The 23,037-nt window shown below is 65.9% G+C and carries 19 protein-coding genes; 9 read left to right on the top strand and 10 right to left on the bottom strand.

Annotated features, from left to right (window positions below; all coding sequences use genetic code 11):
- Positions 1-317 precede the first annotated feature (317 nt).
- The 3 genes from H521_RS0111865 to H521_RS0111855 form a co-directional block, all read right to left on the bottom strand.
- On the bottom strand, positions 318-524 hold the full coding sequence (locus H521_RS0111865; RefSeq protein ID WP_022893242.1) for a hypothetical protein: 207 nt from the start codon (positions 522-524) through the stop codon (positions 318-320).
- Positions 521-1,165, bottom strand: a complete 645-nt coding sequence (locus H521_RS0111860) for a TetR/AcrR family transcriptional regulator (protein ID WP_084512301.1) — start codon at positions 1,163-1,165, stop codon at positions 521-523. Before H521_RS0111860 ends, H521_RS0111865 begins: the two co-directional genes overlap by 4 nt.
- Before the next feature lie 623 nt (positions 1,166-1,788).
- Positions 1,789-2,184 carry a hypothetical protein gene (locus H521_RS0111855; RefSeq protein WP_022893240.1) on the bottom strand — a complete coding sequence of 132 codons (396 nt, stop codon included), beginning with the start codon at positions 2,182-2,184 and terminating at the stop codon, positions 1,789-1,791.
- Between the two features lie 935 nt (positions 2,185-3,119).
- Between H521_RS0111855 and H521_RS0111845 the strand changes: the two genes are divergently transcribed.
- Positions 3,120-3,731: a TetR/AcrR family transcriptional regulator gene (locus H521_RS0111845; RefSeq protein ID WP_051159281.1), complete on the top strand. Its 612-nt coding sequence runs from the start codon at positions 3,120-3,122 to the stop codon at positions 3,729-3,731.
- 167 nt (positions 3,732-3,898) lie between these two features.
- Positions 3,899-5,842, top strand: coding sequence for an alpha/beta hydrolase family protein (locus tag H521_RS0111840; protein ID WP_022893238.1), 1,944 nt, complete (start codon positions 3,899-3,901; stop codon positions 5,840-5,842).
- A gap of 181 nt (positions 5,843-6,023) precedes the next feature.
- Here the strand turns inward: H521_RS0111840 and H521_RS26670 are convergent, their stop codons facing one another.
- The 3 genes from H521_RS26670 to H521_RS0111820 all read right to left on the bottom strand — a co-directional run bounded on the left by H521_RS26670 (position 6,024) and on the right by H521_RS0111820 (position 7,888).
- Positions 6,024-6,794: an alpha/beta hydrolase fold domain-containing protein gene (locus H521_RS26670; RefSeq protein WP_169513989.1), complete on the bottom strand. Its 771-nt coding sequence runs from the start codon at positions 6,792-6,794 to the stop codon at positions 6,024-6,026.
- A gap of 488 nt (positions 6,795-7,282) precedes the next feature.
- Positions 7,283-7,441, bottom strand: coding sequence for a hypothetical protein (locus H521_RS25845; RefSeq protein WP_022893235.1), 159 nt, complete (start codon positions 7,439-7,441; stop codon positions 7,283-7,285).
- A 9-nt stretch (positions 7,442-7,450) separates the two neighbouring features.
- Complete coding sequence (locus H521_RS0111820) at positions 7,451-7,888, bottom strand: hypothetical protein (protein WP_156891394.1); 438 nt, start codon at positions 7,886-7,888, stop codon at positions 7,451-7,453.
- A gap of 312 nt (positions 7,889-8,200) precedes the next feature.
- Between H521_RS0111820 and H521_RS0111815 the strand changes: the two genes are divergently transcribed.
- Positions 8,201-9,265 carry an Rv1352/Rv1906c domain-containing protein gene (locus H521_RS0111815; RefSeq protein ID WP_022893233.1) on the top strand — a complete coding sequence of 355 codons (1,065 nt, stop codon included), beginning with the start codon at positions 8,201-8,203 and terminating at the stop codon, positions 9,263-9,265.
- A 315-nt stretch (positions 9,266-9,580) separates the two neighbouring features.
- Positions 9,581-11,788, top strand: coding sequence for a hypothetical protein (locus H521_RS25840; RefSeq protein ID WP_156891393.1), 2,208 nt, complete (start codon positions 9,581-9,583; stop codon positions 11,786-11,788).
- A gap of 95 nt (positions 11,789-11,883) precedes the next feature.
- Here the strand turns inward: H521_RS25840 and H521_RS25075 are convergent, their stop codons facing one another.
- Positions 11,884-12,432 (bottom strand): ankyrin repeat domain-containing protein, encoded by a 549-nt coding sequence (locus tag H521_RS25075; RefSeq protein ID WP_051159280.1) that lies wholly within the window; start codon positions 12,430-12,432, stop codon positions 11,884-11,886.
- A 197-nt stretch (positions 12,433-12,629) separates the two neighbouring features.
- Between H521_RS25075 and H521_RS0111790 the strand changes: the two genes are divergently transcribed.
- Positions 12,630-13,565 carry a hypothetical protein gene (locus H521_RS0111790; protein WP_156891391.1) on the top strand — a complete coding sequence of 312 codons (936 nt, stop codon included), beginning with the start codon at positions 12,630-12,632 and terminating at the stop codon, positions 13,563-13,565.
- Between the two features lie 270 nt (positions 13,566-13,835).
- Here the strand turns inward: H521_RS0111790 and H521_RS0111785 are convergent, their stop codons facing one another.
- Entirely contained in the window at positions 13,836-15,932 is a 2,097-nt protein-coding gene (locus tag H521_RS0111785) for a HelD family protein (RefSeq protein ID WP_245560982.1), read from the bottom strand.
- A gap of 3 nt (positions 15,933-15,935) precedes the next feature.
- Here H521_RS0111785 and H521_RS26435 point away from each other — a divergent pair, with 3 nt between their 5' ends.
- Positions 15,936-16,250 carry a hypothetical protein gene (locus H521_RS26435; RefSeq protein WP_022893226.1) on the top strand — a complete coding sequence of 105 codons (315 nt, stop codon included), beginning with the start codon at positions 15,936-15,938 and terminating at the stop codon, positions 16,248-16,250.
- Between the two features lie 49 nt (positions 16,251-16,299).
- Here H521_RS26435 and H521_RS23060 read toward each other — a convergent pair whose 3' ends face one another.
- The gene (locus tag H521_RS23060) at positions 16,300-17,745 is read right to left on the bottom strand and encodes an MFS transporter (protein ID WP_169513988.1); all 1,446 of its coding nucleotides are present in this window, start codon (positions 17,743-17,745) and stop codon (positions 16,300-16,302) included.
- 164 nt (positions 17,746-17,909) lie between these two features.
- Between H521_RS23060 and H521_RS0111770 the strand changes: the two genes are divergently transcribed.
- Entirely contained in the window at positions 17,910-18,731 is an 822-nt protein-coding gene (locus H521_RS0111770) for a carbon-nitrogen hydrolase family protein (protein WP_040424613.1), read from the top strand.
- Positions 18,732-18,751: 20 nt separating this feature from the next.
- Here the strand turns inward: H521_RS0111770 and H521_RS0111765 are convergent, their stop codons facing one another.
- Positions 18,752-19,984, bottom strand: a complete 1,233-nt coding sequence (locus H521_RS0111765; RefSeq protein ID WP_022893223.1) for a pyridoxal phosphate-dependent aminotransferase — start codon at positions 19,982-19,984, stop codon at positions 18,752-18,754.
- 167 nt (positions 19,985-20,151) lie between these two features.
- Between H521_RS0111765 and H521_RS23055 the strand changes: the two genes are divergently transcribed.
- Both H521_RS23055 and H521_RS0111755 read left to right on the top strand, forming a co-directional pair.
- Positions 20,152-21,855, top strand: coding sequence for a S1C family serine protease (locus tag H521_RS23055; RefSeq protein ID WP_040424554.1), 1,704 nt, complete (start codon positions 20,152-20,154; stop codon positions 21,853-21,855).
- Positions 21,856-21,979: 124 nt separating this feature from the next.
- Positions 21,980-23,035 carry a glycosyltransferase family 2 protein gene (locus H521_RS0111755; protein ID WP_022893221.1) on the top strand — a complete coding sequence of 352 codons (1,056 nt, stop codon included), beginning with the start codon at positions 21,980-21,982 and terminating at the stop codon, positions 23,033-23,035.
- The last annotated feature ends 2 nt before the right edge of the window (positions 23,036-23,037 follow it).

Below are 23,037 nucleotides of genomic sequence, written 5' to 3'. Positions count from 1 at the left end.
AAAGTCGGCGCTGCTGTGACCGGAGAAGTCGAAGAGGAAGACCTCGGCCCCCGCGTAGACCCGGGCTGTCGCAATCCGCTCAGGGGCGGTCACAGGAGACAGGGTGACTACGAGGTCCTCGCCCGCGCCCTTCCCCGACGTCAGCGTCCACTCTTGCCCCGGATGCCGAGCCATGAAGCCTGGGACCAGGGCGGCAAGTTCAGGTGTGTCCACAGGCGAAAGTAAAGCACGGCCAATGAAGGCCCCGGTGTATGGCAGGAGACCAACCGGATGCGGCCGCCGTCCTCCACGCTGGCATTGTCTGGGCAAAGCACTTGTCAGACATGCCCTAGTTCGATGGTTGTTGCGGTCGTCAGGACGGCGAGGCGCGCGCCTGATGGTTGGGATTCCATGGCCATCAGTTGTGCGTCGGGGAACTGCTGCCGTACCCATTCGGGGAGCCGGTGCGGGCGGACGCCGCGGTCGGTGGTTTCGAGTTCGGCGATGCCGTGGATCAGGTCTTCGGTGATCGGGGTGGAGATCATGGGTTCTCGGTTTCTTCGGTTGGCCAGGCGCTGAGCGCAGTGTCGATAGCGGAGATGGTGCGGGTCCAGTATGCGTCGGGGTTTGGGGTGCGGTGGTCGAATGCGCCGACCCGGTTCAAGGTGAGGTAGCCGTTGACCGTTGCGCCGACGAACCGTGCGGCGTGCACGTGCTCGGACGTGGGGAGGTCGTAGCCGCTGACGACTGCCAACAGCTGTGCGGATAGTCGTGCTGCGGCATCAGAGTTGACGGTGCTTTCGGAGGCGGGTCGTTGGACGGACGTCCAGCAGCCGGGCCGGTCGGCGGCGTATCGGCGGTGAGCGTCGGCGAACCCACGAAGCGCGTCGGTTGTTGCGCGACCGGCGATCGCAACGGCGACCCGGTCGGCGAGTTCGCCGAGCGCGAGCTCGTGAAGACCGTCTTTCACGGCTGCGACGTCGCGCACGTGTGAGTACAAGCTGGCGGGTTGGACGCCGAACCGGCGCGCGATTGTCGAGATGGTGATCACGTCGTACCCGGCATCGTCGGCGATGTCGGCGGCCGCGGCCAGGATGACGGCAGTGGTCAGGTTGGCGCGGGGCATGACCTGAATCCTATAGCACGTAGGTGTAAACCTACGCATCGTAGGCAGGGTGGTGATCACGACATGTGTCGCTGCCCTCGGTCAGCCGGAACCACGGAAAGATCGTTCGAATGAGCTGAAGTGCACCCTGCTTGCGACCTATCAGATCAATGCTCCTGATTTCGCTGAACGTGTTCGAGCGGCTGCAGCTCAGGTGTAGCGTCGGCGTTGCCGGGTCAGGCTGTGCCGAGCGGTGGCACAGGCTAGTACGGGGCTGACGGTGCGAACTCGAGCACGGTGCCTCGCACCTGGAATCGTCCGCCGTCTCGAGGGGTGTCGTCCGTGGCCTGCACCTCCTGCACTCCGCCGAGAGCACGGCGGGTGCCCGCCCCAGGTGGTCGGCCCCATCAGCACCCGGGCGGGGGAGTCCTCGACTGCGATGCTCCCGGGCATCCGCTCGGGGCGCTGCGTCGACATGATGACGAACACTCCGTCGGCCGCGCCATCCTTGCTGATCCGCGATACAAGTTCGCCGACCCGAGTCGCACGGGACCCGTCGCTACCGCAGTCGATCCAACTGTCGTCGTCGATGACCAGCAACAGAGGCCGGGGATCGCCGGGTGCCCCCGCTCCCATGCTTCTTGTGGTCAGCCCATTCGCTGTCGAACGTGTCGACCGCAGCGTCGATCGCGCCGGCGCCGTCATCAAGGGAGGCTGCGACCAGGAGTTCGTTTCCGAGGATCGAGAGGGATGACCCCCGAAGAGTGGCTCCTGATGTGCACGACGTCGGCGGCCGGCACACCACACGGCGTGAGGGTGTCGAGCATATTCCAGAGGAGCATCGTCTTCCCGGAGCCTGAGGAGCCGAAGATCAGCAGGTTCCCATCGGACTGAGGGTCGTAGGCGACCGATCGGCCGAGGATGGCGACCGCTTCGCCTTGCACATGCGGCGAGTCTTCGTGGAAGACACGATGCCGTATCCACGCGTCGACCTGGATCGGCTCTGATGCTTCGACCCGTCGACCAGTCGTGTTCAACTCCTCGGTCGAACAGCGCGATCGGCGTACCTCGCGCTTCGTCGAGACGTGCAGCTCGAGCATGGTTCTCGTAGAGGCGCGTACCTTAGCGGCGGTTCTGGGTCATGGCTCGATGCGTTCTACGGCCCACTCGGGTCCCGTACGGATGAGGTCGTCTGTAGGTGTTCATCGGCCTCCGTCCTCTGTAGTCCACTTGAGTAGACGTACAGAGTCCGTTCGCAGAGGCGTGCGTCGTTGAACGAGGACCGGCTCTGCGTGCTGAAGAATCGAATGGTGCTAACTATTCGAACCGACCGAGCCAACGGTCAAGCGGACGTTATCTTCGCCAGCGGCGATCGTCCGGACCTCATTGACGACCTTCACGAAAATATTCTTCCGACCGTCCCGGGAGCGTCTCAATTCCAAAATGTCCGCGACTCGGTCGTAGCGATCCAGAACTTCGACGAGATCGTCCAAGCCCTGGCAGACGCATACCGAGCCCGAGGCGAGATTGTGGAGGTCACGGCCGTCCCGTAGTCGCATTTCCTCGCGGGCGACTGGGAGTCTTTGAAGTTGCCGGCGTCATCGGAACTACGCCGAGAAGCGTGCTGGAAAATCTCGCGCCTTAGCTTAAAATGCCGATATACCGATGCTGAAAGTGCCCAGTAACCGCACGGCCTTCCAGATTTCCCACTTGCGCCACCAATACCGAAGAATTCCCGGTCTCGAAAGAGGCCGGGAATTCTGCGTTAACGCGCTGAGCACTACGACCCGCCTGCAGCCGAGCGAACCAGGCTGCCGGTGAGTGCTTTGGCTGCTGGTTGATACGTGCAGTTCTAAGCCTGCACGAATGTGCACTCGCTTCAAGGCGCGGTCGCAGACCCGGGCTCGACGACCCGCCAGAGTTGCTCGGAGCGCTGAGAAGGTGTGCAGTCATCGCGCGGTGTTTACGACGTATGCTTATGCTGTAAACACCGAGCCGTGGAGGAGCAATGCGAGAGAGATTGACGAGAGAGCGAGTGGTCGATGCCGCGATCGCGCTCGCCGATCGTGGCGGCCTCGAGGCGATCAGTATGCGCCGAGTGGGTGAGCAGCTCGAAGTTGAGGCGATGGCCCTGTATCGCCATGTGAGCAACAAAGAGGAGCTCGTCGACTCGATGGTCGAGCGGGTGGCTGCTCGCTTCAGTGTCCCGCGCACCGACGAGGGCTGGAAGGATGACCTGCGAACGAGTGGGATCGCCGCCTATGCGGTCCTCAAAGAACATCCGTGGGCGTCAGCACCGCTCGCGTCTCGCGCTCGAGTCGGCCCGGAGCGGCTGCGCTATATCGATGCCGTGCTGGACCGCCTCCGCGAAGGCGGCCTGTCCGTGCAGCTCGCGCACTATGCATTGCACGCCTATGACGGGCACGTCATGGGCTCAACGTACCGGCAAGCCCGGAATGAGGATGAGGCGGATGCCGGTGCTGAGGTCGCAGCGCTTCGCGCCGGGGAGCTGTCGGCACAGTACCCGCGTATCGCGGAATCAATGACTGAAGCAGTTCATGACGAAGACGCCGAGTTCGAGCTCATCCTCGAGCTCATCCTCGACGGCTTCGATTGGCTCGCCCGCGTCGGGCCGTCGAGTTCCTGAACCGACGCAACCCGGCCTTCCCCGACTCGCTCTGACGACAGCTTCTATCAGGCATGATCCACGCCACTTCTGCGTGCCCTGCCGTACCCAAGACACGCGCGCCCGGAATCACCGCGGGCCTGCGCCCGGCTAGACCGCATCACTCGTGCACGTTCAGAAAGAGGACAATGATGACCTTTGACTCGCCCCGGAAGAAGCAGTGGGCGCTCTTGAGCCTTGCGATCGCGCTCGTGCTCCTCGGCGGAGCACTCGGTGCGCTAGTTCAGACGGCGTTCGGCGCTGTCAACGTTCGAGACATCACGATCGCCGGCGAGCACGGCGAAATGATCGCGGGCAAGCTCTACGTCCCGGACTCGGCGACGCCAGAAGCACCCGCCCCCGGGATTCTCGCGATTCACGGTGCGAACAACTCCAGCGAGATGCAGGACGCATATGCGATCGAGCTGTCTCGGCGTGGATATGTCGTGCTCGCGCCCGACCAGTACGGCCACGGGGGATCCGACGGCGATCAGGAGTCCGGCTGGATCGGACCGGCATCGCTGCGTTATCTCCACGCGCTTCCGATGATCGACCCCGACAACATCGGCATCGGCGGCCACTCCCGCGGCGGCGCCGAGGCATACGTTGCCGCCGCGACCGAACCCGACCTGTATCGGTCGATCGTCTTCGAAGCATCCGGTCCAGTTCCGTACGCGCTTCCGGACCCGGAGAACCCGCCGACCCTCAAGAACGCGTTGTTCATCATGTCTTCGTTGGAAGAATTCGCCGAACCAGTCTGGGGGGAAGCCGTACCCGCGAACGTGCCCAATGGCGACATCGCGATGGCTCAGGTCGGCACCGACCAACCCGTCGTACTCGATGAGGTCTACGGGAACGTCGCCGACGGTTCCGCAAGGAAGATGGTCATGGTCGCCGGCAACCACCCGTTCATGACCTTCAGCTTCGACGCGGTCCAGCATGCCGTCGACTGGTACGACCAGACCCTCGACGGCGGCAAGACATTCGACGGGCAGGTGTGGATATGGAAGGAGATCGGGGGAGGCATCGCCCTCATCGGTGGCATCCTTGCCGTGTTCGCCGTCGGCGGCCTGCTCTGGGCTTCACCGGCATTCGCCGCTGCACGTCAACCCACCCCACCCGCTCGCGGCGAGCGCTTCGGCTGGCCCTGGCTCATCGCGGCGACGATCACCGGCATCGTCCCGGTCGTGACGTTCTGGCCGTTCCAGGAACTCGGCAACGTCGGTCTGGCCGGCCTCTCCTTCTGGCCGCAGACATGGGCAAACGGCATCCTCGTCTGGGCCGTTCTCAACGCCGTCATCTCCGCGGTGCTCATCGCGACCTGGTACTCCCGCTCCAAGCGGCGCGACGTTACCTCGGCGCGCGATCTCGGCCTCACAACGGACGGTGATTTCGGTTGGTCGGTCGTCGGAAGGTCTGCGGCGATCGCGCTGCTCGCAGTTGGGTCAGCGTATGTGTTGCTCGTACTGTCCGACTGGCTCTTCAAGACGGACTTCCGCTTCTACACGATGGCCCTCGCGATCATCGACGGGCGGCATTGGGCGATCTTCCTTGCCTACCTTCTCCCGTTCGTCGCGTACTTCCTTGTGCTCAACATCGGACTGAGCTCGCAACTGCGATGGACTGGAGCCAAGCTCACCCCTGCGCGTCAGATGATCGCATTTTCACTCGTTTTGGCTGCTCCACTGCTCGTCGGTTTCCTCATCGACTACTTCCCGATGCTCACCGGCGGCACCATGCTCGTGAACGAGCCACTCAAGTCCCAGTTCGTGCTGATCGGGTACCAGTTCCTGATCATGCTCCCGCTTGCCGCCTGCCTCGCCGTGTACTTCTACAAGGCTTCAGGCTCGGTCTACACCGGAGCATTCACGGCCGCGCTCCTGATCGTCTGGAACATCACCACGACGACCACGATCCACGCCGACGACGGCGGCGAGTGGGGCGCGGGCGCACTGATCGCACGGATCGTTCTCCCGATGCTCGTGGGCATCGCACTGGTCGCTGTCGCATTCGCCCTCGTGCGACGAGGCCGCATCGCGCAGGTGCCACCCGCAAACACTGAAGGTGAAGAAGCACGTGGAGCCCGCGTCTGACGCTCCGACAAATTCCGCAGCACGACGCGTCTGTCCACGACGCCGCTGCGGACCAGGAGGGAAGCGCCCGCCCGAGATCGGGCGCTTCCCTCCGCCCTCTACCGACTACAGGAAGCGGAAGTCGTGAACGCACCAACTGCCTATGAAGCACTCCTCCGTTCCTGCGGACCGGGGAACCCCACTATTCTGACTCTCCCGCTCGACAGCGATGGGCATCCGCACCGACACGTGAGCGTGCAGATCGGCCGAGACCCAGCTTCGAAACGGGTGTGGGCGCTCGAGCGAACCGTCCCCGGGGTGAAGCCGAGTACACCGTCGTGGGCGAAACGAACCAGAGCTGGCCTCGGACCACCGCTGAGCAACTCAGGACGGCGGCCTCTGAGTCATTCCCGATCGATCTGCAGCTCAACCTCGTGTAGCAGTTCACGATGGAGCCGCGGTCACAGGTGCGGAGTGGCAGTGCCGCATGATAGGCGGCTGATGAACTGTCGGATCTCTCGAGCGACTGCTGCTTCTTCGGGGGCGGAGCCGGAGCCAGCGTGAGGGCGGGCGTCGATGATGTGCAGATCGGCGTCGACGCTGGCGTCGCGGAGGGCGCGGTGCATGCGGACCGTGTTGGAGAGGAACAGAACTCGGGTTCCCCCGATGAGCAACGTCGGAGGGAATCCGGTGAGGTTGCCGAAGAGGGGGAAAGGTGAGGGTCAGCGAGATCTACGCCGTCGGCATACAGCAGATTGACTTGCCGCATGCTCTGCAGGCCAACGCTGACGTCCCGAAGGGTCGTGAACGAGTCACCAGACTCGGTGAGGTCCACTTCGGGGGAGATTAGCATCATGCCGGCCGGCATGGGCAGCCTGAGCTCGGTCAGTCGTACCCCTAGGGCTGCCGCGAGGCTCCCGCAGGCCGAGGCGCCACTGGGGAAGATCCGATGGGCGTCATGCTCTTCCAGCATTGCCCGGTACACATCAGTGAGGTCGTCCAGTGCGGCCGGGCGATCGCGAAGTACATGCTGGTGACATGCTCGGCGTTCGTGACGTACCTCCTCGAGGCAGGGCGCAAAGGAAGGCTCGTCTAATCGTGCCATCCGATGCCCGCGCGAGTGGGAGTTTCACTACCGAGACCCAGCTGAGCCGAAATAAGCTGGCCGATCCTTGTGGTCGTGGAGCGGCTCGTCGCCCCATTCTGAGACGCTCCGGCCGTCGTAGTGGTTGCCAGCGTGACCTGAGATCCGCGTGCACTTAACGTTCACCGAGCCGCCGGGCCGGATGAGTGTCTCGCGGTCTTTGCATTTCTGCACCTGCAGCTCCTTGCAATCATCGTCGCCGAGGGTGAGCCCAGACTAACGTCCATCCTGGGCGGCCAGGAGACGGTAACGAAGCTCTTGATCGCTGATCATGTTCATCGTCGGACGCCGGCCCGACAACGAAACACGCAGCGCGGCTACTTGTCCTGCTGATCGCCGGAGCCGGTGAGTGACGTAAGCCCGCCTCGTACGTCCGGATCGCCGCTGGGCTCACGCGTCGGCCTGGGGGATTCCGTTATCCGCTTGATGACCTCATCGACGTCGGGGTCGCCGTCTGGCTCGTTCTGCTTACTCATGGTGATTCCTTAGGCCCAGCGTTGAAGGATAAACACAACCAGTGCGGTTGAAATTGCAGCCGACAGAAGAATAAAGCCGATCTTGAGCGCAGTCACCCGTTTGTTTGTGCGCGCCTGCATCTCGGAGTAGGCAACAGTCTTGACCTTGAGTAGATAAATCTCCAGTTCATACGAGCCCTGAGTGTTGTCTATCCAAATCGACCGGATCGCCGCAGGGTCAGCTGCACCGGCTGGGGCTGGCCAGAGCGCAACGACAGCAGCAACTACCGTGCCCAGAGCCAACGCCAGAGGGATCGCCGACAACCACCAACAGCCCGAGCCGTGAGGCGTGTCGAATGACGCCCCGGCCAACAACCCGGCGATGACCACGAGGAACGACGCTTTGGTCTGAACTGACCGTGCGCGTTCGGCAGCAACTTCTCGTTGAATGTCTGCCTCTGTGTTCAAGAGCGCGACGCGCTGCCGCCTCTCACTCGGTGGCGGCGAACTCTTCCGAAACAGACTCATAAGGGTCATCATGCCGGGTCAGCACATTCGGCGCATTGCCACACTGTCTCGCCGACGACCTCCACAGATTCCATCCGGTCCAGGAATGCCGGACAGTTCGGAGTGTTCAGCGCTTCGTCGCGCAATCGCCTTAGCCCCGCTGGCGCACCATACCGTCCACCCCGGGCGAACGTCTAAGCCCCCGAACTGGTTCTCCCGCGGGGCGCGGGCGGCCGGTAGTCTGACGGCCACCCTACGTCCTGGAGGTCTACTGTGCCCGACCCGAATGAGCCGGTTGAGCCGTGGCTCCTGGCCATCGACTCCTGGATCAAGAGGGTGCGCGCAACACGTGTCGCGGCTGTCGCACGGATGAAGGCGGGACCGAAGGCCGAGACCGAGGGCGCCGGCAAGGTGGCTGGGGAGCCGGCGGCCACCGTCCCGTTCTGGAAGAAGCTGACCCCTCGGACGTGGGCGATCATCGCCGTGTCCGTCGTCATCGTGTCGTTCATCGCAGGCCCGATCATCGGCACCGCTGTACGCAACTCGCAGGAGCAGGCCGCGGCCGCGGCGTTCGAACAGGAGGCTGAGGAGCAGCGGAAGCTGAACGAAGCGGCGGAGAAGAAGCAGGAAGAGGAAGCGGAACGCCAGACCGAGAAGGACGAGAAGCAGGCGCTGGCCGACGCACCGGACAAGATCGTCGAGATCGATGAGGCGATGGCCTCATCGCCATGGGCGGCCGCCGAGGATGTCGCGACCCTGACGACAGCGAAAGCCGACCTGCAGGAAGCGATCGACCGGAAGGACGGCGCTGCCGTCCGGAAGGTGCTGATCGCGTTGCCGGCAGTCTCGTCGATCCTCGGGTCACCGGAGCAGGCGCAGGACAAGGTGTTCTTCCAAGCGATGAAGGCCGCTGGCCGTTCCGACGTCGATCCGGCTGCAGTGTACTGGCAGGAGCAGGCGGTGAAGATGCGCCAGTGGTGCACGGATACGGCCGCCCAATGGCAGAACCAACGCCCGGCGGCTGCTGAGAAGCTCCGCGGGTTCGACTCGAGCCTCGATGCGGCGATCGCCGCGTACTGTCCAGACTTGGCCGGGGCGAAGCAGGCGGCGGCAGCGATGATCGGTGACGGGAAACGAGCGGTCGGGACGAGCGTCGCCGCCGGCGTGTGGCGCACTCTCGGCCCGGCGTCCGATTGCTACTGGGAACGTTCAACCGGTGGAGGCGACATCATCGACAACAGCTTCATTAGTCACGCACCCGACGGGGTCACGGTCGAGGTGTTCGGCGGTGAAGGGTTCACCATCCAAGGCTGCGGGCTGTGGGAGAAGATCGGCTGATCAACTCCTCGGAGACAAGGCCGGCGCCTTTATTTTTGCCCGCAGGGCGCTCCCGTTGCCGCCTGGCTCGATTAACGACGAAAAGCCCGCCGTTTGGGCAGGCTGAAGGGTTCGGTACGCGATTCTGGTGCTTGGGGTCGGAGCTGCGCGCTTAGTTTGGCGGGCTGTGTGGGATCGGCTGCCGGCGAGGCAAGGGACCACGAGTACCTGCTCGACTACAACGTACTCGCCAAGCTCACGAGGCAGCAGTGCGCGAGCCGGTTCGTGCGGGAGTGCTGCCACATCCCTAGCGAAGTGCTCTCCGAGGCGAGCGGGTTGCCGGACATCGCGCAACTCGCCGAGTTCGAGCGTTCGATGACGCCTGCGGTGCTCGCCGCCTTCGAGGAAGTAATGGCCACCCTGGTCCCGGGCGACACCTCGCTGGTCGACCTCTGCCGCATCCGAGGCAACGCCGACTCATTACCTGTGCCATTGACGCCACCCGGAACGAAGAGCAGTACATCATTCGCCCTACGTGGGCCGTCGTCTCAGATGACCAGGCTGTTCAGGCCAAAGCGATGGAATTCAACGTCGACGCGTTTTCGAGTGCTGAGATCATCGAAAAGCTCACCGCAATGGTCAACTGATCCGACGGTGAGGCCTCCGGACTATCGCACTGACCTCATCGATCGATCCAATCGCGGCCCTTCGATACTGCTTTCGAAGGCGCCACTATCCTTCAGAGACACGAACATGCTCCGTGGGAACTTTGGAGGGAAACCGGTGGCGTCGCCGAGGACAAACAAGGCACGAAAGCGGGCGCGCGAATCACCGTGGCGATTGATGCGCGGAGCGCCCGATCTCGGTGATCCGCCCGAGTCCGTACCCGAAGCATACGCCGCTGGATTTGGTGCGAGGCGAAACCTCGAGGCTTTCGCGGATGCGGTTGGCGGTGATCACAAAGTCCTTGGATTTGCACTCTCGCGCTGGGATGCCGAAAGACGCGCCGTTGTTGCGGACACTCCCCTTCTTCTTCCCGCGGCGGGCTGGCAAGTTCTCGGTCTGATACCCCCGGCGGACGCGGCATTGACTCTGCTGGGAGCAGGATGGCGGCGGGTCTCTCCATCGGTAGATATCTGGGCGGATGAGCTCCGAGGTGGCCTCGACGCTGGCATTGATGTGCTCATAAAGATGCGACAGGGTTTGAATGTTGCCGCAGTTGTCGGAGCTCGAGCTTTCCTTGAGCGATGGACATTCAATGTCGCCTCCAGTCACTCGCTCGAATGGAAGCAGAAGGGCGAGTCCGACAGCGAATTCATTTCACGGGTGTGGGACACCTACGGTCTGGATGCGCTGGGACGCGACCCAGGTCGGGATTGGGCATCACTTTCCGAGTTGCAGCACGGGCGCAAGGTAGCGATTGGCAACCGCACCATCGACCTGGGAGCCAGCGGAACGGCCCAATTCGCGCTATTCGCAGAGATCGCCCGAATAATCGAGATCCCGTTGCGACAAGTGCGCGGTGCGATCCGTGAGCATGCTGCTGAGGCTGGCATACACGCATTCGACCTCGCACTGTCCGCGCGACTCGGCTCAGGTTCAATGTCGCGGGAGCCGGCGGCACTGCCTCGTCTCTTGGAGCTGCCCGATCTGGTCTCGATGCACGACCCCGCCCTCGAGCGGGCTCGGCTCACCGCACTGGACTACCGTGTCCACTCCTCCCATACAGGCCCAGACGGCATCGTCGACCGAGTCAGTCGCGCTGACACCGTTGGATGCTTGGTCGAAAGGCTCTCGCGTCGCTTTGAGAACGCGGCAGCCGCTGCCGCAGAAGAACAGGCGATGGTTGGTGAGCGGTTTGACTATGGGCACTTGGCTGCACGCTTGTTTCGGTATCTTTCGATCGCTGCTATGGCGGAAGCCGTGGGTCTCGAATCCTCGGACAAAGGTGGACATCATCTCCGGCTCGCCGGAAATGCGCTCACGTCTGCGACGAACTACTGGCTTGAAGACAACGATCTCTCGCTCCCTTCCGTGCGGGTCCTGGCCGAACAGACTTCAGTTGCCCGTGCGCACCGACTTAAGCCGGATAAGGCGGCGAGGTTGGAGGCCCGCAGCGATCTGCCTGCGTCCCGATGGTTCGAGCTTGCTGGCTGGGCCCGGCTGTCGGTCTTCGTCCGAGCACTTGGTGAGTTCTCCCACGTCGGATTATCGATGCGGCGAGATGGCGCACGCGAGGCGCTGATCACGCTCAACGTCGAGGACGACGACGATGAAGCCCCGTACGGCGCCCGACGCGAAGCGCTCGACCAAGCTGCATACATGCTTGCCCACGAGATCGCGACACGCCTTGATAAACGGGCGCCAGACCTGAGCTCTGCATTCAGAAAAGGGGTTACGTTGCTTGACGCGACCGACCACGAGGAACGCCTCGCCGATTGGTTGAACCTTGCACTCGCGAATCGGGCGGCCGATTTCGGAGACCCGGACGTCATGCGACCATCGAACGAGGTTGCTTCTCACCTTCGAGCGGCTGTGAGTTGAGGGCGAGCTCGATCGACTTGCGGTCTCCTGGTCACACCAGGAAGACCGAACTCGGGTGTGCGATCATTTGCTGTGGGTCACCACTCGTGATGCAGTCAGGGCTCATCCAAGTACCCAAGCCGAATCGTCAGGCCGCAGTCGAAGCACCGTCGCGTCTCTCCGGTGATACGTACATGGTGCGGCCTCATCACCACCAAATCCCGAGGGCATATCGAGTTGTCGGGCCCCGCGAAGGTGTTCGGAAGGTCCTTGAAGTACTTGAGGGTCGGGCGCCTGAACTGCAAAGAATGCTTGCCGTACTCGAACGCGAGGCTGAACGGTGAAGAACCGAAGAAACTGACGTGATGCGGGTCGGCGCCGGCTTCCCGCAGCAGTCTGATCACCGTTCCATCGTCCTTGGTCCGATTGGTTGCCGACCAGAGCGGCGTGCAGCCGACCTGATCCTCAGCCTCGAGGTCGGCGCCTCGGTCGATCAGAAGGGTTACGACATCGTCGTAGAGGTTCAATGCGGCGAAGGTCAGCGGAGTCCGCCCTATCTCGTTCGGCGCGTTCACATCGGCGCCTTTGTCTAGCAGGTTTCGCACCGCATCGACATCGCGATATACGACAGCCTTCTGGAGGAGCGTACGGGTTTCTTCGTTCACAACGATGAGTGTGCCATCATCAACCTTCACTCGAACGACGCCTCTCCAACAGTGGCAAGGATGGAGCATGCGCTGTGGTCCGAAGCGAGCAAAGGAGAGCTTTCGAATTTGTGTACTTCGCGGTTCGAAGGCCGGTCCAAAACTGATGTGGGTTACTCCAGTCATTTGTCGGGCTATCGGTCTGGTAGGAATGCCGCATGACGTTGGTGACATCTGAGCCATCCCAGCAAGAACTGGCCGAGAGACTCCTTCTGGCGGCACAGCACCATATAGGTGCTGCGCGCAGTCGCCTCTACGACGTTGGCCCAATGCCGCTTGAAGATGCCCATTCTCGTCAGATCGCGGCGATTCACGTGGGTATTGCTGTGGAACTCCTGGCCAAGGCTGTTGTAACGGAGCTGGATCCGGTGCTTCTCTCCGCTAACCCTGAAGACATTCAACTTGCGCTCGCGAGGCAACTACTTCCAATCGATCAGCATGCTTCGATAGGCGTGCTGCCGTCGAGATACCAAAAAACGATCAGCGCCCACGGTGCGATCGCGCTCGCCCACAGGCTTAGGCCTGGGCTCCCTCCAGTTTCATCGCTTCACGGGCCGCTAGCGCTTCGGAACGCCGCGGCTCATCTTGCTGAGCCCGTCGATAGGGACCGGCTTGAGGCCGCTCTCGAGACGGCCGAAAGCTATGAGAAGCAGATTCACAAGGTCATGAGTCATGAGGCGCGAATGGCGCTAGGAGACTATGCGGACGCGATTGGCGGGGCCGCCCATGATTTGTATCAGGATGAGCTGCTTCGGGAGACTCAAGCCCTGATTCGGTTGACCGGAGAACGCTACGCGAGCCTTACGCGCGGCCTTTCACCCTTGAAGCAGGCGGAGGTTGAAGAAGCGCTCGTGAGCCGGTTTTCGTCCACGGCCTCACCCGAAGTAGCACGGCGGTTCGCGGCATGCCCAGCATGTGCATTCGGCGAGGCTCTTGTGATTGGGGTCTTCGAGCCGGACGAGGATCTTCTCGGCGTTGGCTTTTACGTCCCCTCGATCTTGGAGTGCCCGCGGTGTGGCCTTAACCTGAACTCAGAGCAGCTCTATCCAGCGGGAATAGATCTGGATATCTGGTTTTCCGCTTCTGCCGCTTAATGTTGGCGATTCACTGCAAGTAGAGCTTCCGGGAGCGAAGCCGAAGTCAGGTTGGATCCGGAGTTTCCTTTGACCCTTGGTTCTCGAGAGGACGAATCGGTCGAGTGGAATATTCAGGCGCTTAGCCTGGAACGCGAAAACACCGACGCTGAAACTGCCCAGCAATTACGCGGCCTCTGGGATTCTCCGAATGCGCCACAAAAGCGAAGATCCCGGTCTCAATCGAGACCGGGATCTTCCGCGTTAACGCGGTGGTGCTTGAGAGACCCGTCACGCGCTCGTGAGCACCACGAGTCGTTGCGTCGCTCGGGTCATGGCGACGTAGCGGTCGACGGCGCCTTCGATTCCGGTGCCGAAGCTCTCGGGGTCGATGAGCACGACCAGGTCGCACTCGAGGCCCTTCGAGAGCTCGGGCGTCAGCACGCGAACGCGCTGCGGCATCCGAACGCGGTCGATGGCACCGGCGGTCGCGTTGCCGCCCGCGTCGATCACGCAGGCGACGCCATCGGGGTGCTCGGCGAGCCATCTCTCGAGCGTCGGAATCAGTTCCGAGATGTGTCCGTGCAGGACGGGAACACCGGTGCTGCGGATCGATGTCGGCACGTTGGCGTCGGGCAGCGCCGCCCGGATGACCGGCTCGGCTTCGGCCATCACCTCTCGGGGCGTGCGGTAGTTGATGCTGAGCGAGCAGAGATCGATGTGGTCGAAGCCGGCTCGTTCGAGCCGCTCCCGCCACGATTCGGTGAAGCCGTGTCGCGCTTGCGCCCGGTCGCCGACGATCGTGAAGCTTCGCGACGGGCACCGCAGCAGCAGCATCCGCCACTCCGCGTCGGTCAGCTCTTGAGCCTCGTCGACGACGATGTGGGCGAACGGTCCGGCCAGGAGGTCGGGATCGGCCGTGGGCAGTGCGGCGTCGTCGACGAGTGCGTCGCGCAGATCCTGGCCGCGCAGCATCTGCATCACGCCCATCTCCGAGTCGTCGGTCGCGATCAGCTGATCGACGACCTCGGTCATGCGCACTCGTTCTGCGGCCGCCGCTGCCTGCTGACGGTGCCGGCGCCGCGCCGCCTCGGGGTCGCCCAGTCGTTGCCGCGCCGCGTCGAGCAGCGGCAGATCCGACAACGTCCACGCGCGAGCCCCGGTGCGCTGCAGTAGCTCGACCTCGTCGGCGGAGAGCCACGGTGCGCACCTGCGGAGATAGGCCGGCACCTCCCAGAGCGCGCCCACGATGTCGGATGCCTCGAGCAGCGGCCAGGCCCGGCCGAAGGCCCGCAGCAGCTCCGGGTTCTGCGAGAGCGAGCGGCGCAGGGGCGCCACCGGCACCTCGCCGCGGAGCCCGTAGGCGTCGAACTGGTCGGCGTCGGCCGCGTCGGTGTCCATGCCGACGGTGCCGTCATCGACGTCGCCGAAGCCGGCGTCGAGATCGTCGAACCCGGCATCGGGGTCGACGTCATCACGGTCGGCATCTCGCACCTTGTCGGTGATGATGGCGAGCAGCGCCTCCCAGACCTGGTCGCGCGCCTCGTTGTGCGGCGTGCTCGGCTCGGCGGCCTCGAACGCCTCGGCCCAGTCGGCGGTGCCGAGCCAGACGTCACCCCACGCCGTCTCGACGTTCATGCCCCTCGTGGGCGGTTCCTCGTAGAGCCGCACGGCAGGCTCGATCGCCGAGACCATCGCCGCCGTCGACTTGAGCCGGGCGACCTCGGAGTCGGTCTCGGCGAGCGCCGTCGCCCCCTCGGCGACGAGGTCTCGCAGCGTGCAGGTCTGCACCCCTTCCTCGCCGAGGCTCGGCAGCACGTCGGCGACGTAGGCCAGGTACGGCTGATGCGGGCCCACGAACAGCACCCCGCCTCTGCGGTGGCCGAGACGCGGGTCCGAGTAGAGCAGGTACGCGGTTCGGTGCAGCGCGACGACCGTCTTTCCCGTGCCGGGGCCGCCATCGACGACGAGGGCGCCGCGGGAGCCACGCCGGATGATCTCGTCCTGATCGGCCTGGATGGTGGCGAGCACATCCCGCATCTGCGGTGATCGGCTGCTGCCGAGGCTCGCGATGAACGCGGACTGGTCGTCGAGGGCGGCACTCGAGGCGAGCCCGTCGGCGGTGAACATCTCGTCCCAGTAGTCGACGACCCGACCCCGGGCCCACCGGTACCTGCGCCGGCTCGCGAGGCCCATGGGGTCGGCGTGCGTTGCGCCGAAGAACGGCTCGGCCGCGGGGGAGCGCCAGTCGAGCAGCAGACGACGGCCCGCATGGTCGGTGAGGCCGAGTCGGCCGACGTAGACGGGCCCGGCCTCGTCGGTGCCGACCATGCGGCCGAGGCAGAGGTCGAGGCCGAAGCGCCGCAGTGTGCGGAGCCGCGCGCTCACGCGATGCACCTCGAGGTCGCGGTCCATCGCCTCCTGGCCGATGCCGCCGGTCTCCCGGCGAACGACGTCGAGGCGGTCGCTCAGCTCGGTGATCGAACGCTCGAGGCTGCGCTCGATGGCGGCGAAGTGCCGCTCATCGTCGAGGATCAGCGCCGGTTCGGCTTTGACGGAGAGACGGTCGGGCAGGGCGAATGCGCTGTTGGTCAGGGGTTGCTCCTTGTGCTGAACGCCGCGAGTTCCGGGATGCAGGAACTCGGTCGATCAGTATGCGGCAGCGAGGGGGCCTTGCCGCAAGGCCCCCTCTCCCGTATATTCTGAAAGTGGAGAGCACGTGGTGCTCTCTTTTTTCATGCTCGCAGCGTCAACCTCACTCGATGGCTGCTGCGGTCTCGGAGGCGGTCACGGATGCCTCGGGCCGCGGCGTGCGGATGAAGACGATCGCCAGCAGGCAGCCGACGAGCATCGCGACGCCGGCGGCGACGAAGGCGGCGGAGTAGCCCTCGACGAAGGCGGCCAGCTGGCTCGCGCTGCCGGTGACGATCGCGCCACCCTCTGCCGCGGCATACGCCGTCGTGAAGATCGAGAGCCCGAGCGAGCCGCCGATCTGCATCGCCGCGTTCGCCGTGGCACTCGCTGCGCCGGCGTCGTGCGCCGCGACACCGGTCAGGGCGAGGTTCTGCATCGGCACGAAGAGCATCGCCATGCCGATGCCGAGCAGCACGAGGGCGGGCAGCACCTGCGTGGCGTAGTCGCCGCCGACGGTGATGAAGCTCAGCAGGAACAGGCCGGCCGCGGCGATCAGTGGTCCGCCGATCATCAGCGGGCGGGCGCCGAATCGAGAGAGCAACCGCGTCGCGATCGGCGCGACGAGCGAGATCACGACCGTGAGTGGCAGGCTCGCGAGGCCGGCCTGCAGCGGTGTGAAGCCCAGCACGATCTGCAGGTGGAACGTCAGGTACACGGTGGCGCCGATCATGACGCTGCCGGCGATGGCCTGCAGCAGGAAGGCGCCGCCCCGCACCCGGTCGAGCACGATGCGAAGGGGGAGCAGCGGTTGCGCGACGCGCGACTCGATCCACACGAACAGCCCGAGCAGCACCATGCCCCCGGCGATGAAGCCGATCGTGCCGATCGACACCCAGCTCGCCTCGGCGAGCGTGAAGCCGTAGACGAGCGAGCCGAGCCCGAGCGCGACCGTGATGACGCCGAGCCAGTCGTAGCGGTTCTCGCCCTCGGCCCTGCTCTCGGTGACGAGCAGCATGCCGGCCACGAACCCCACGATGACGATGGGCACGTTCACGAGCAGGCACCAGCGCCAATCGACGAACTCCGTGAGCAGGCCGCCGAGCACGAGGCCGACGCCGGCGCCGGCGCCGGCGACCGCGCCGAAGACCGCGAACGCCGTGTTGCGCTCACGGCCACCGGGGAAGGTCACGGTCAGCAGGGCGAGAGCAGCCGGAGCCATCATGGCGGCGAAGACGCCCTGCAGGCCCCGCGCGAGAATCAGCTCGCCACCGGTCTGGGCGATGCCGCCGACGACGGATGCCACGCCGAAGCCGACCATGCCGACGAGGTAGGTGCGCTTGCGGCCCCAGTAGTCGGCGATGCGGCCGCCGAGCAGGAGCAATGCCCCGAATGCGAGCGCGTAGGCGGTGACCACCCATTGCCGCTCGACGTCGGAGAGGCCGAGATCGCGCTGCGCCTGGGGGAGCGCGATGTTCACGATGGTGCCGTCGAGCACCACGACGAGTTGCGTCAGCGCGAGGATCACGAGGACCCACCAGCGTCGTGACGAGAAAGAGGAATTGGACATGGGCGTAGCCGACCTTTCAGCGGAGGAACGCATGAATTCCGGGGTTTCCAGCCCGGATCGTTGCGCGCCCTCCGGCGGCTCGACCACGCCAACCTCGGGGTTGGCCAGACGACGATCCTATCAATCTCGAGCCCGGCCTCGGTCGCGCGGCCTAGGCTGTGGGCATGCAGCGCGCCACCGCCGACCTCGCGATCGCCGTCGCCCAGTTCGCACCGAACGCCGATGCCGAACGCAATCGTGCCGAGATCGACCGGCTCACCGAGCTCGCCGTCGCCCGCGGCGCGAAGCTCGTCGTCTTTCCCGAGTACTCGAGCTACTTCACGCCCGAACCGGGTGAAGACTGGCTCGCCGCCGCCGAGCCGCTCGACGGGGCGTTCACCGCGCACCTCGCCGCGCTCGCCGACCGGTTCGACGTGCACCTCGTCGCCGGCCTGATCGAACGGCTCAGCGGCGACGATGGCACGCGCGTCGGCAACACCGTCGTGGCCGTCGCCCCGGTGACCGGCATCGTCGCCCGCTACCGCAAGCTCCACCTCTACGACGCCTTCGGGCAGCAGGAGTCGGCGTGGGTCGCCCCGGGCGCGATCGAGGCGCCCGAGATCTTCGAGGCCCGGGGCCTCCGCTTCGGTCTGCAGACCTGCTACGACGCGAGGTTCCCCGAGGTGACCCGGCGCATCGTCGACGCCGGCGCCGACGTCGTCTGCATGCCCGCCGAGTGGGTGCGCGGGCCGCTCAAAGAGGCGCACTGGCGCGTACTCACCACGGCGCGCGCGCTCGAGAACACGGTCTACGTCGCCGCCGCCGACCACGCGCCGCCGGTCGGCGCCGGCAACAGCATGATCGTCGACCCGATGGGCGTCGAGCTCGTCACGATCGGTGAGACGACGGATGTCGCAGTGACCTGGGTCTCCCGTGAGCGAATCGACGCCGTGCGCCGGGTGAACCCCGCGCTCGCGCTTCGTCGCTTCGACGTCACCCCGCGCTGAGCGTCACTCCGGGCTGAACGTCACTTGACGCTGAGCGCCGCCAGCCGGTGGCTCGCCTCTTCGAGCACTTCGCGCCGCTTGCAGAAGGCGAATCGCACGAGACTCGAGTAGGCCGCGTGGCGCTCGGGGTGCGCGAACGCGGTGACCGGCACCCCGACGACTCCGGCCAGCCCCGGCAGTTCACGACAGAGGGCTGCCCCGTCGGAATACCCGAGCGGCGCGGCATCCGCGACGATGAAATAGCCGGCCTTCGGCAGCGAGATCGCGAAGCCTGCAGCGGTCAGCCCCGCGGCGAGCAGGTCGCGCTTGGCCGCGAGTGCGGCGGCGGCATCCGTGAAGAACGCATCGGCGAGGCCCAGCCCCGTCGCGATCGCCGGCTGGAACGGCGCGCCGTTCACGTAGGTGAGGTATTGCTTGACGGCGAGCACTGCCATCACGAGCGCTGCCGGCGCGGTGACCCAGCCGATCTTCCAGCCGGTCGTCGAGAAGGTCTTGCCGCCCGACGAGATCGAGATCGTGCGTTCGCGGGCCCCGGGAAGCGTCGCGATGGGCGTGTGGGCGACACCGAAGGTGAGATGCTCGTAGACCTCGTCGGTGACGATGAGCGCATCGTGTCGCTCGGCCAGCTCGACGACGAGCGCGAGCGTCTCGGCATCGAGCACGGTTCCGGTGGGGTTGTGCGGTGAGTTCACGAGGATGATGCGCGTGCGATCGGTGACGGCCGCGCGCAGCTCGTCGTGATCGGGGCGCCAGTCGTGCCCCTGCCCGACCGACCAGCGCAGGGGCACGGTGCGGTGCACGCCTCCCGCACGGGCGATCATCGCCGCGTACGCGTCGTAGTACGGCTCGAACGTCACGACCTCGTCGCCGGTGTCGACGAAGGCCAGGATCGTCGCGGCGAGCGCCTCGGTGGCTCCCGCGGTCACGAGCACTTCGGATGCCGCGTCGAGCTCGATGTCGTAGCGGCGGCGCTGGTGGGCGGCGATGGCCTCGCGCAGCACGGGCATGCCCATGCCCGGCGGGTACTGGTTGACGCCGTCGGCGATCGCCCGGCGGGCGGCCTCGAGCACTTCGGGCGGGCCGTCTTCGTCGGGAAAGCCCTGGCCGAGGTTGATCGCGCCGGTCCGCGACGCGAGCGCGCTCATCTCGGCGAAGATCGTCGCGGCGATCGTGCCGTCGGGCGCGAGGAGGCCGGCGCCGGCCGCGGTGCGCTGCCAGGGCGCGAGGTCCGAATCGGGGGAGAAGTCGCTCACGTTCTCACCGTACGCGAGGGTACGCCGGGTACGCTGGCGCAGGCAGCGACGCGCTCCCGGGCGGCATTTCGGACGAATCCCGGCTCGGGGATAGCAGAGTCATAGACTCCGCCGACCGGGCACACAGCTTGCGGCGAGATGCTGGCATCGCTTGGAAGGAGCACACCATGACCGACACCACAGACGGCGCCGCGGGGGAGCCCCGCGAGGCCGACGTCACCGGCACCGCTGCAGACGCTACGAGCACTGCCCCTGCGGAGCCCACCACAGCACCCATGGCTTCCGACGCTGCGGCGGCGGGGGAGCCCGCCGCTCCGACCTCAGCACCGGCCCCCGCGGCGCCGACGCCGGCTCCCGCCGCCACCGGCACCGTGTACGAGCCAGGCCAGGAGCCCCAGCCGTACTCGGCGCCCCAGTACACGAAGCAGCCGGCCCAGCCCGCGCCCGCGGCATCCGCGGCACCACAGGCACCGGCCGCGCCGGCGCCCACCACGCAGCCCGGCCAGGTTCCGCCCGCCTTCGGCGGACCGGCGGCCCCGCAGCCCCACGAGACGCAGCCGACCGTTCCGCTCACCGGCCTCCCGGGCCACGGAGACGCCGCAGCGCCGGCAGCCCCGAAGCAGCGACGCGTCGGACTCGGCGTCGCCGCGGCGATCGTCGCCGCCGCGCTCATCGGCGGCGCGTCGGGCGCGGGCATCACCGCACTGCTGACCAACAGCGATGGCACGCCCGCGAGCGAGAGTGCGAACTCCGCGCAGAACATCGTCGTGAACGACACCGAGTCGGTCAACCAGATCACCGCGGCCACCGCCAAGGCGAGCCCGAGCGTCGTCACGATCTCGGTGGCGGGCGGCGACTCCGGCGGCACGGGCTCGGGCATCATCCTCTCCGAAGACGGATACGTGCTCACGAACACCCACGTCGTGACCCTCGACGGCGCGACCGGCGAACCGACCATCCAGGTCAAGACGAACGACGGCCACCTCTACGAGGCCGAGCTCGTCGGCACCGACCCGCTCTCCGACCTCGCGGTCATCAAGCTCGCGGATGCCTCGGGGCTCACTCCCCTCGAGTTCGCCGACTCCGACAAGCTCAACGTCGGCGACACGGCGATCGCCATCGGCGCACCGCTGGGCCTGTCGGGCACGGTCACCAACGGCATCGTGAGCGCGCTCAACCGCTCGATCGACGTGGCCTCCTCGGCCGCTCCCGCGACGCCCGACGACACGCAGGGCGACAGCGGCGAGCAGGGCGGCGAAGGCGAACAGGGTGACGGCGGTTCCGACAGCCCGTTCGACTTCTTCTTCGACCTGCCCGACCCCGAGGGCGGCGAGCCGCAGCAGCCGAGCGCTGCGACCGGGCGCGTCGCACTTCCGGTCATCCAGACGGATGCCGCGATCAACCCGGGCAACTCCGGCGGTGCGCTCGTCGACTCCGAGGGCAAGCTCATCGGCGTCAACGTCGCGATCCTCTCCACGGGCGGCGCAGCGCAAGGCGAGACCGCCGGTAACATCGGCGTCGGCTTCGCGGTTCCGTCGAACGTCGCCAAGCGCATCGCCGACGACATCATCGAAGACGGCTCGGCGAGCCACGGCCTGCTCGGCGCGACGGTCACGTCGGCCGAGGCCGAGGGTTCGAGCGACACCGTCGGTGCGCTCATCTCCGAGGTGCCGGCCGACGGCGCGGCAGCGAAGGCCGGCCTCCAGTCGGGCGACGTCGTCACCGAGTTCAACGGGGTGCCGATCACCGACCAGACCGACCTCACGGCGCAGGTGCGTGCGCTGCCGGGCGGCGCTGAGGCCGAGGTCACGTTCACGCGTGACGGCTCGTCGCAGACCGTCACGGTGACGCTCGGCACCTTCGAGGGCTGATCGCTCGACGCGCAGACGGCGGGTCCGGATCCATGAGGATCCGGACCCGCCGTCGCCGTCTGCCCACCGCGACGGCGCAGGAACCGGCTGCTAGGCTCGATCGACCCGAGCGCGAGTGAGGAACATGCCCGAGCAACACCCGGAAGCGACGCAAGAGCCGCTCCTCGGCGTTTCGTACGTCATGCCGGTGCTCAACGACGCAACGCATGTTCGCGCCGCCGTCGAGTCGATCCTCGCGCAAGACTACGCAGGCCCCGTCGAGGTGCTCATCGCCCTCGGCCCGTCGATCGACGGCACCAGTGAGCTCGTGGCCGATCTGGCTGCTCGAGACACGCGCGTGCGGGTGCTCGACAACGAGGTGGGGTCGACGCCGGCCGGCCTGAACATCGGCATCACGGCCGCGCGGTTCCCCGTCGTCGTGCGCGTCGACTCGCACTCGATGCTGCCGACCGACTATGCGCGCATCGCGGTCGAAGAGCTCGAGCGCACGGGAGCCGACAACGTCGGCGGCATCATGGACGCCCAGGGCGAGACGCCGTTCGAACGCGCTGTCGCCCTCGCCTACACGACCAAGGTCGGCCTCGGCGGCTCGGCGTTCCATGTCGGCGGCTCAGCCGGCCCTGCCGACACCGTCTACCTCGGCGTCTTCCGTCGCTCAGCCCTGTTGCGAGTCGGGCTCTTCGACGAGAGCATCAAGCGGGGCCAAGACTGGGAACTGAACCGGCGCCTGCGCGAGACCGGCGGCGTCGTGTGGTTCACGCCGAGGCTCGGCGTGACCTATCGGCCCCGATCCTCGCTCGATCGGCTCGCACGACAGATGTTCTCGACCGGACTCTGGCGCGGCGAACTCGCACGCCGGTTCCCGTCGGCGAACGGCATCCGCTACTTCGTGCCGCCGGTCATGGTGATCGGCGTGGCGCTCGGCCTCCTGGCCGGCATCGCCGGGCTCGTGCAGGCCGCCATCGGTGCGCCGCCGTGGCTGCTGCTCGGGTTCGCGGCGCCGATCGTCTACCTGCTCTTCGTGGTGGCGGCCATGCTCGCCTACGGCCGCGGGCGCGGTGCCAGCACCGCCGTCTGGTTTCTCGTAGTGTTGCCGTGCATACACGTCGCGTGGGGTGCGGGTTTCGTGCTCGGCTACCTCTCGCTGACGAGCAACATCGCCAGGCACACGGGAAGGTGACG

This window comes from Agromyces subbeticus DSM 16689, assembly GCF_000421565.1.
Taxonomy (GTDB): domain Bacteria; phylum Actinomycetota; class Actinomycetes; order Actinomycetales; family Microbacteriaceae; genus Agromyces; species Agromyces subbeticus.
The sequence above is the reverse complement of the archived record's forward strand: the minus strand, read 5'-3'. Positions and strand labels throughout refer to the sequence as shown.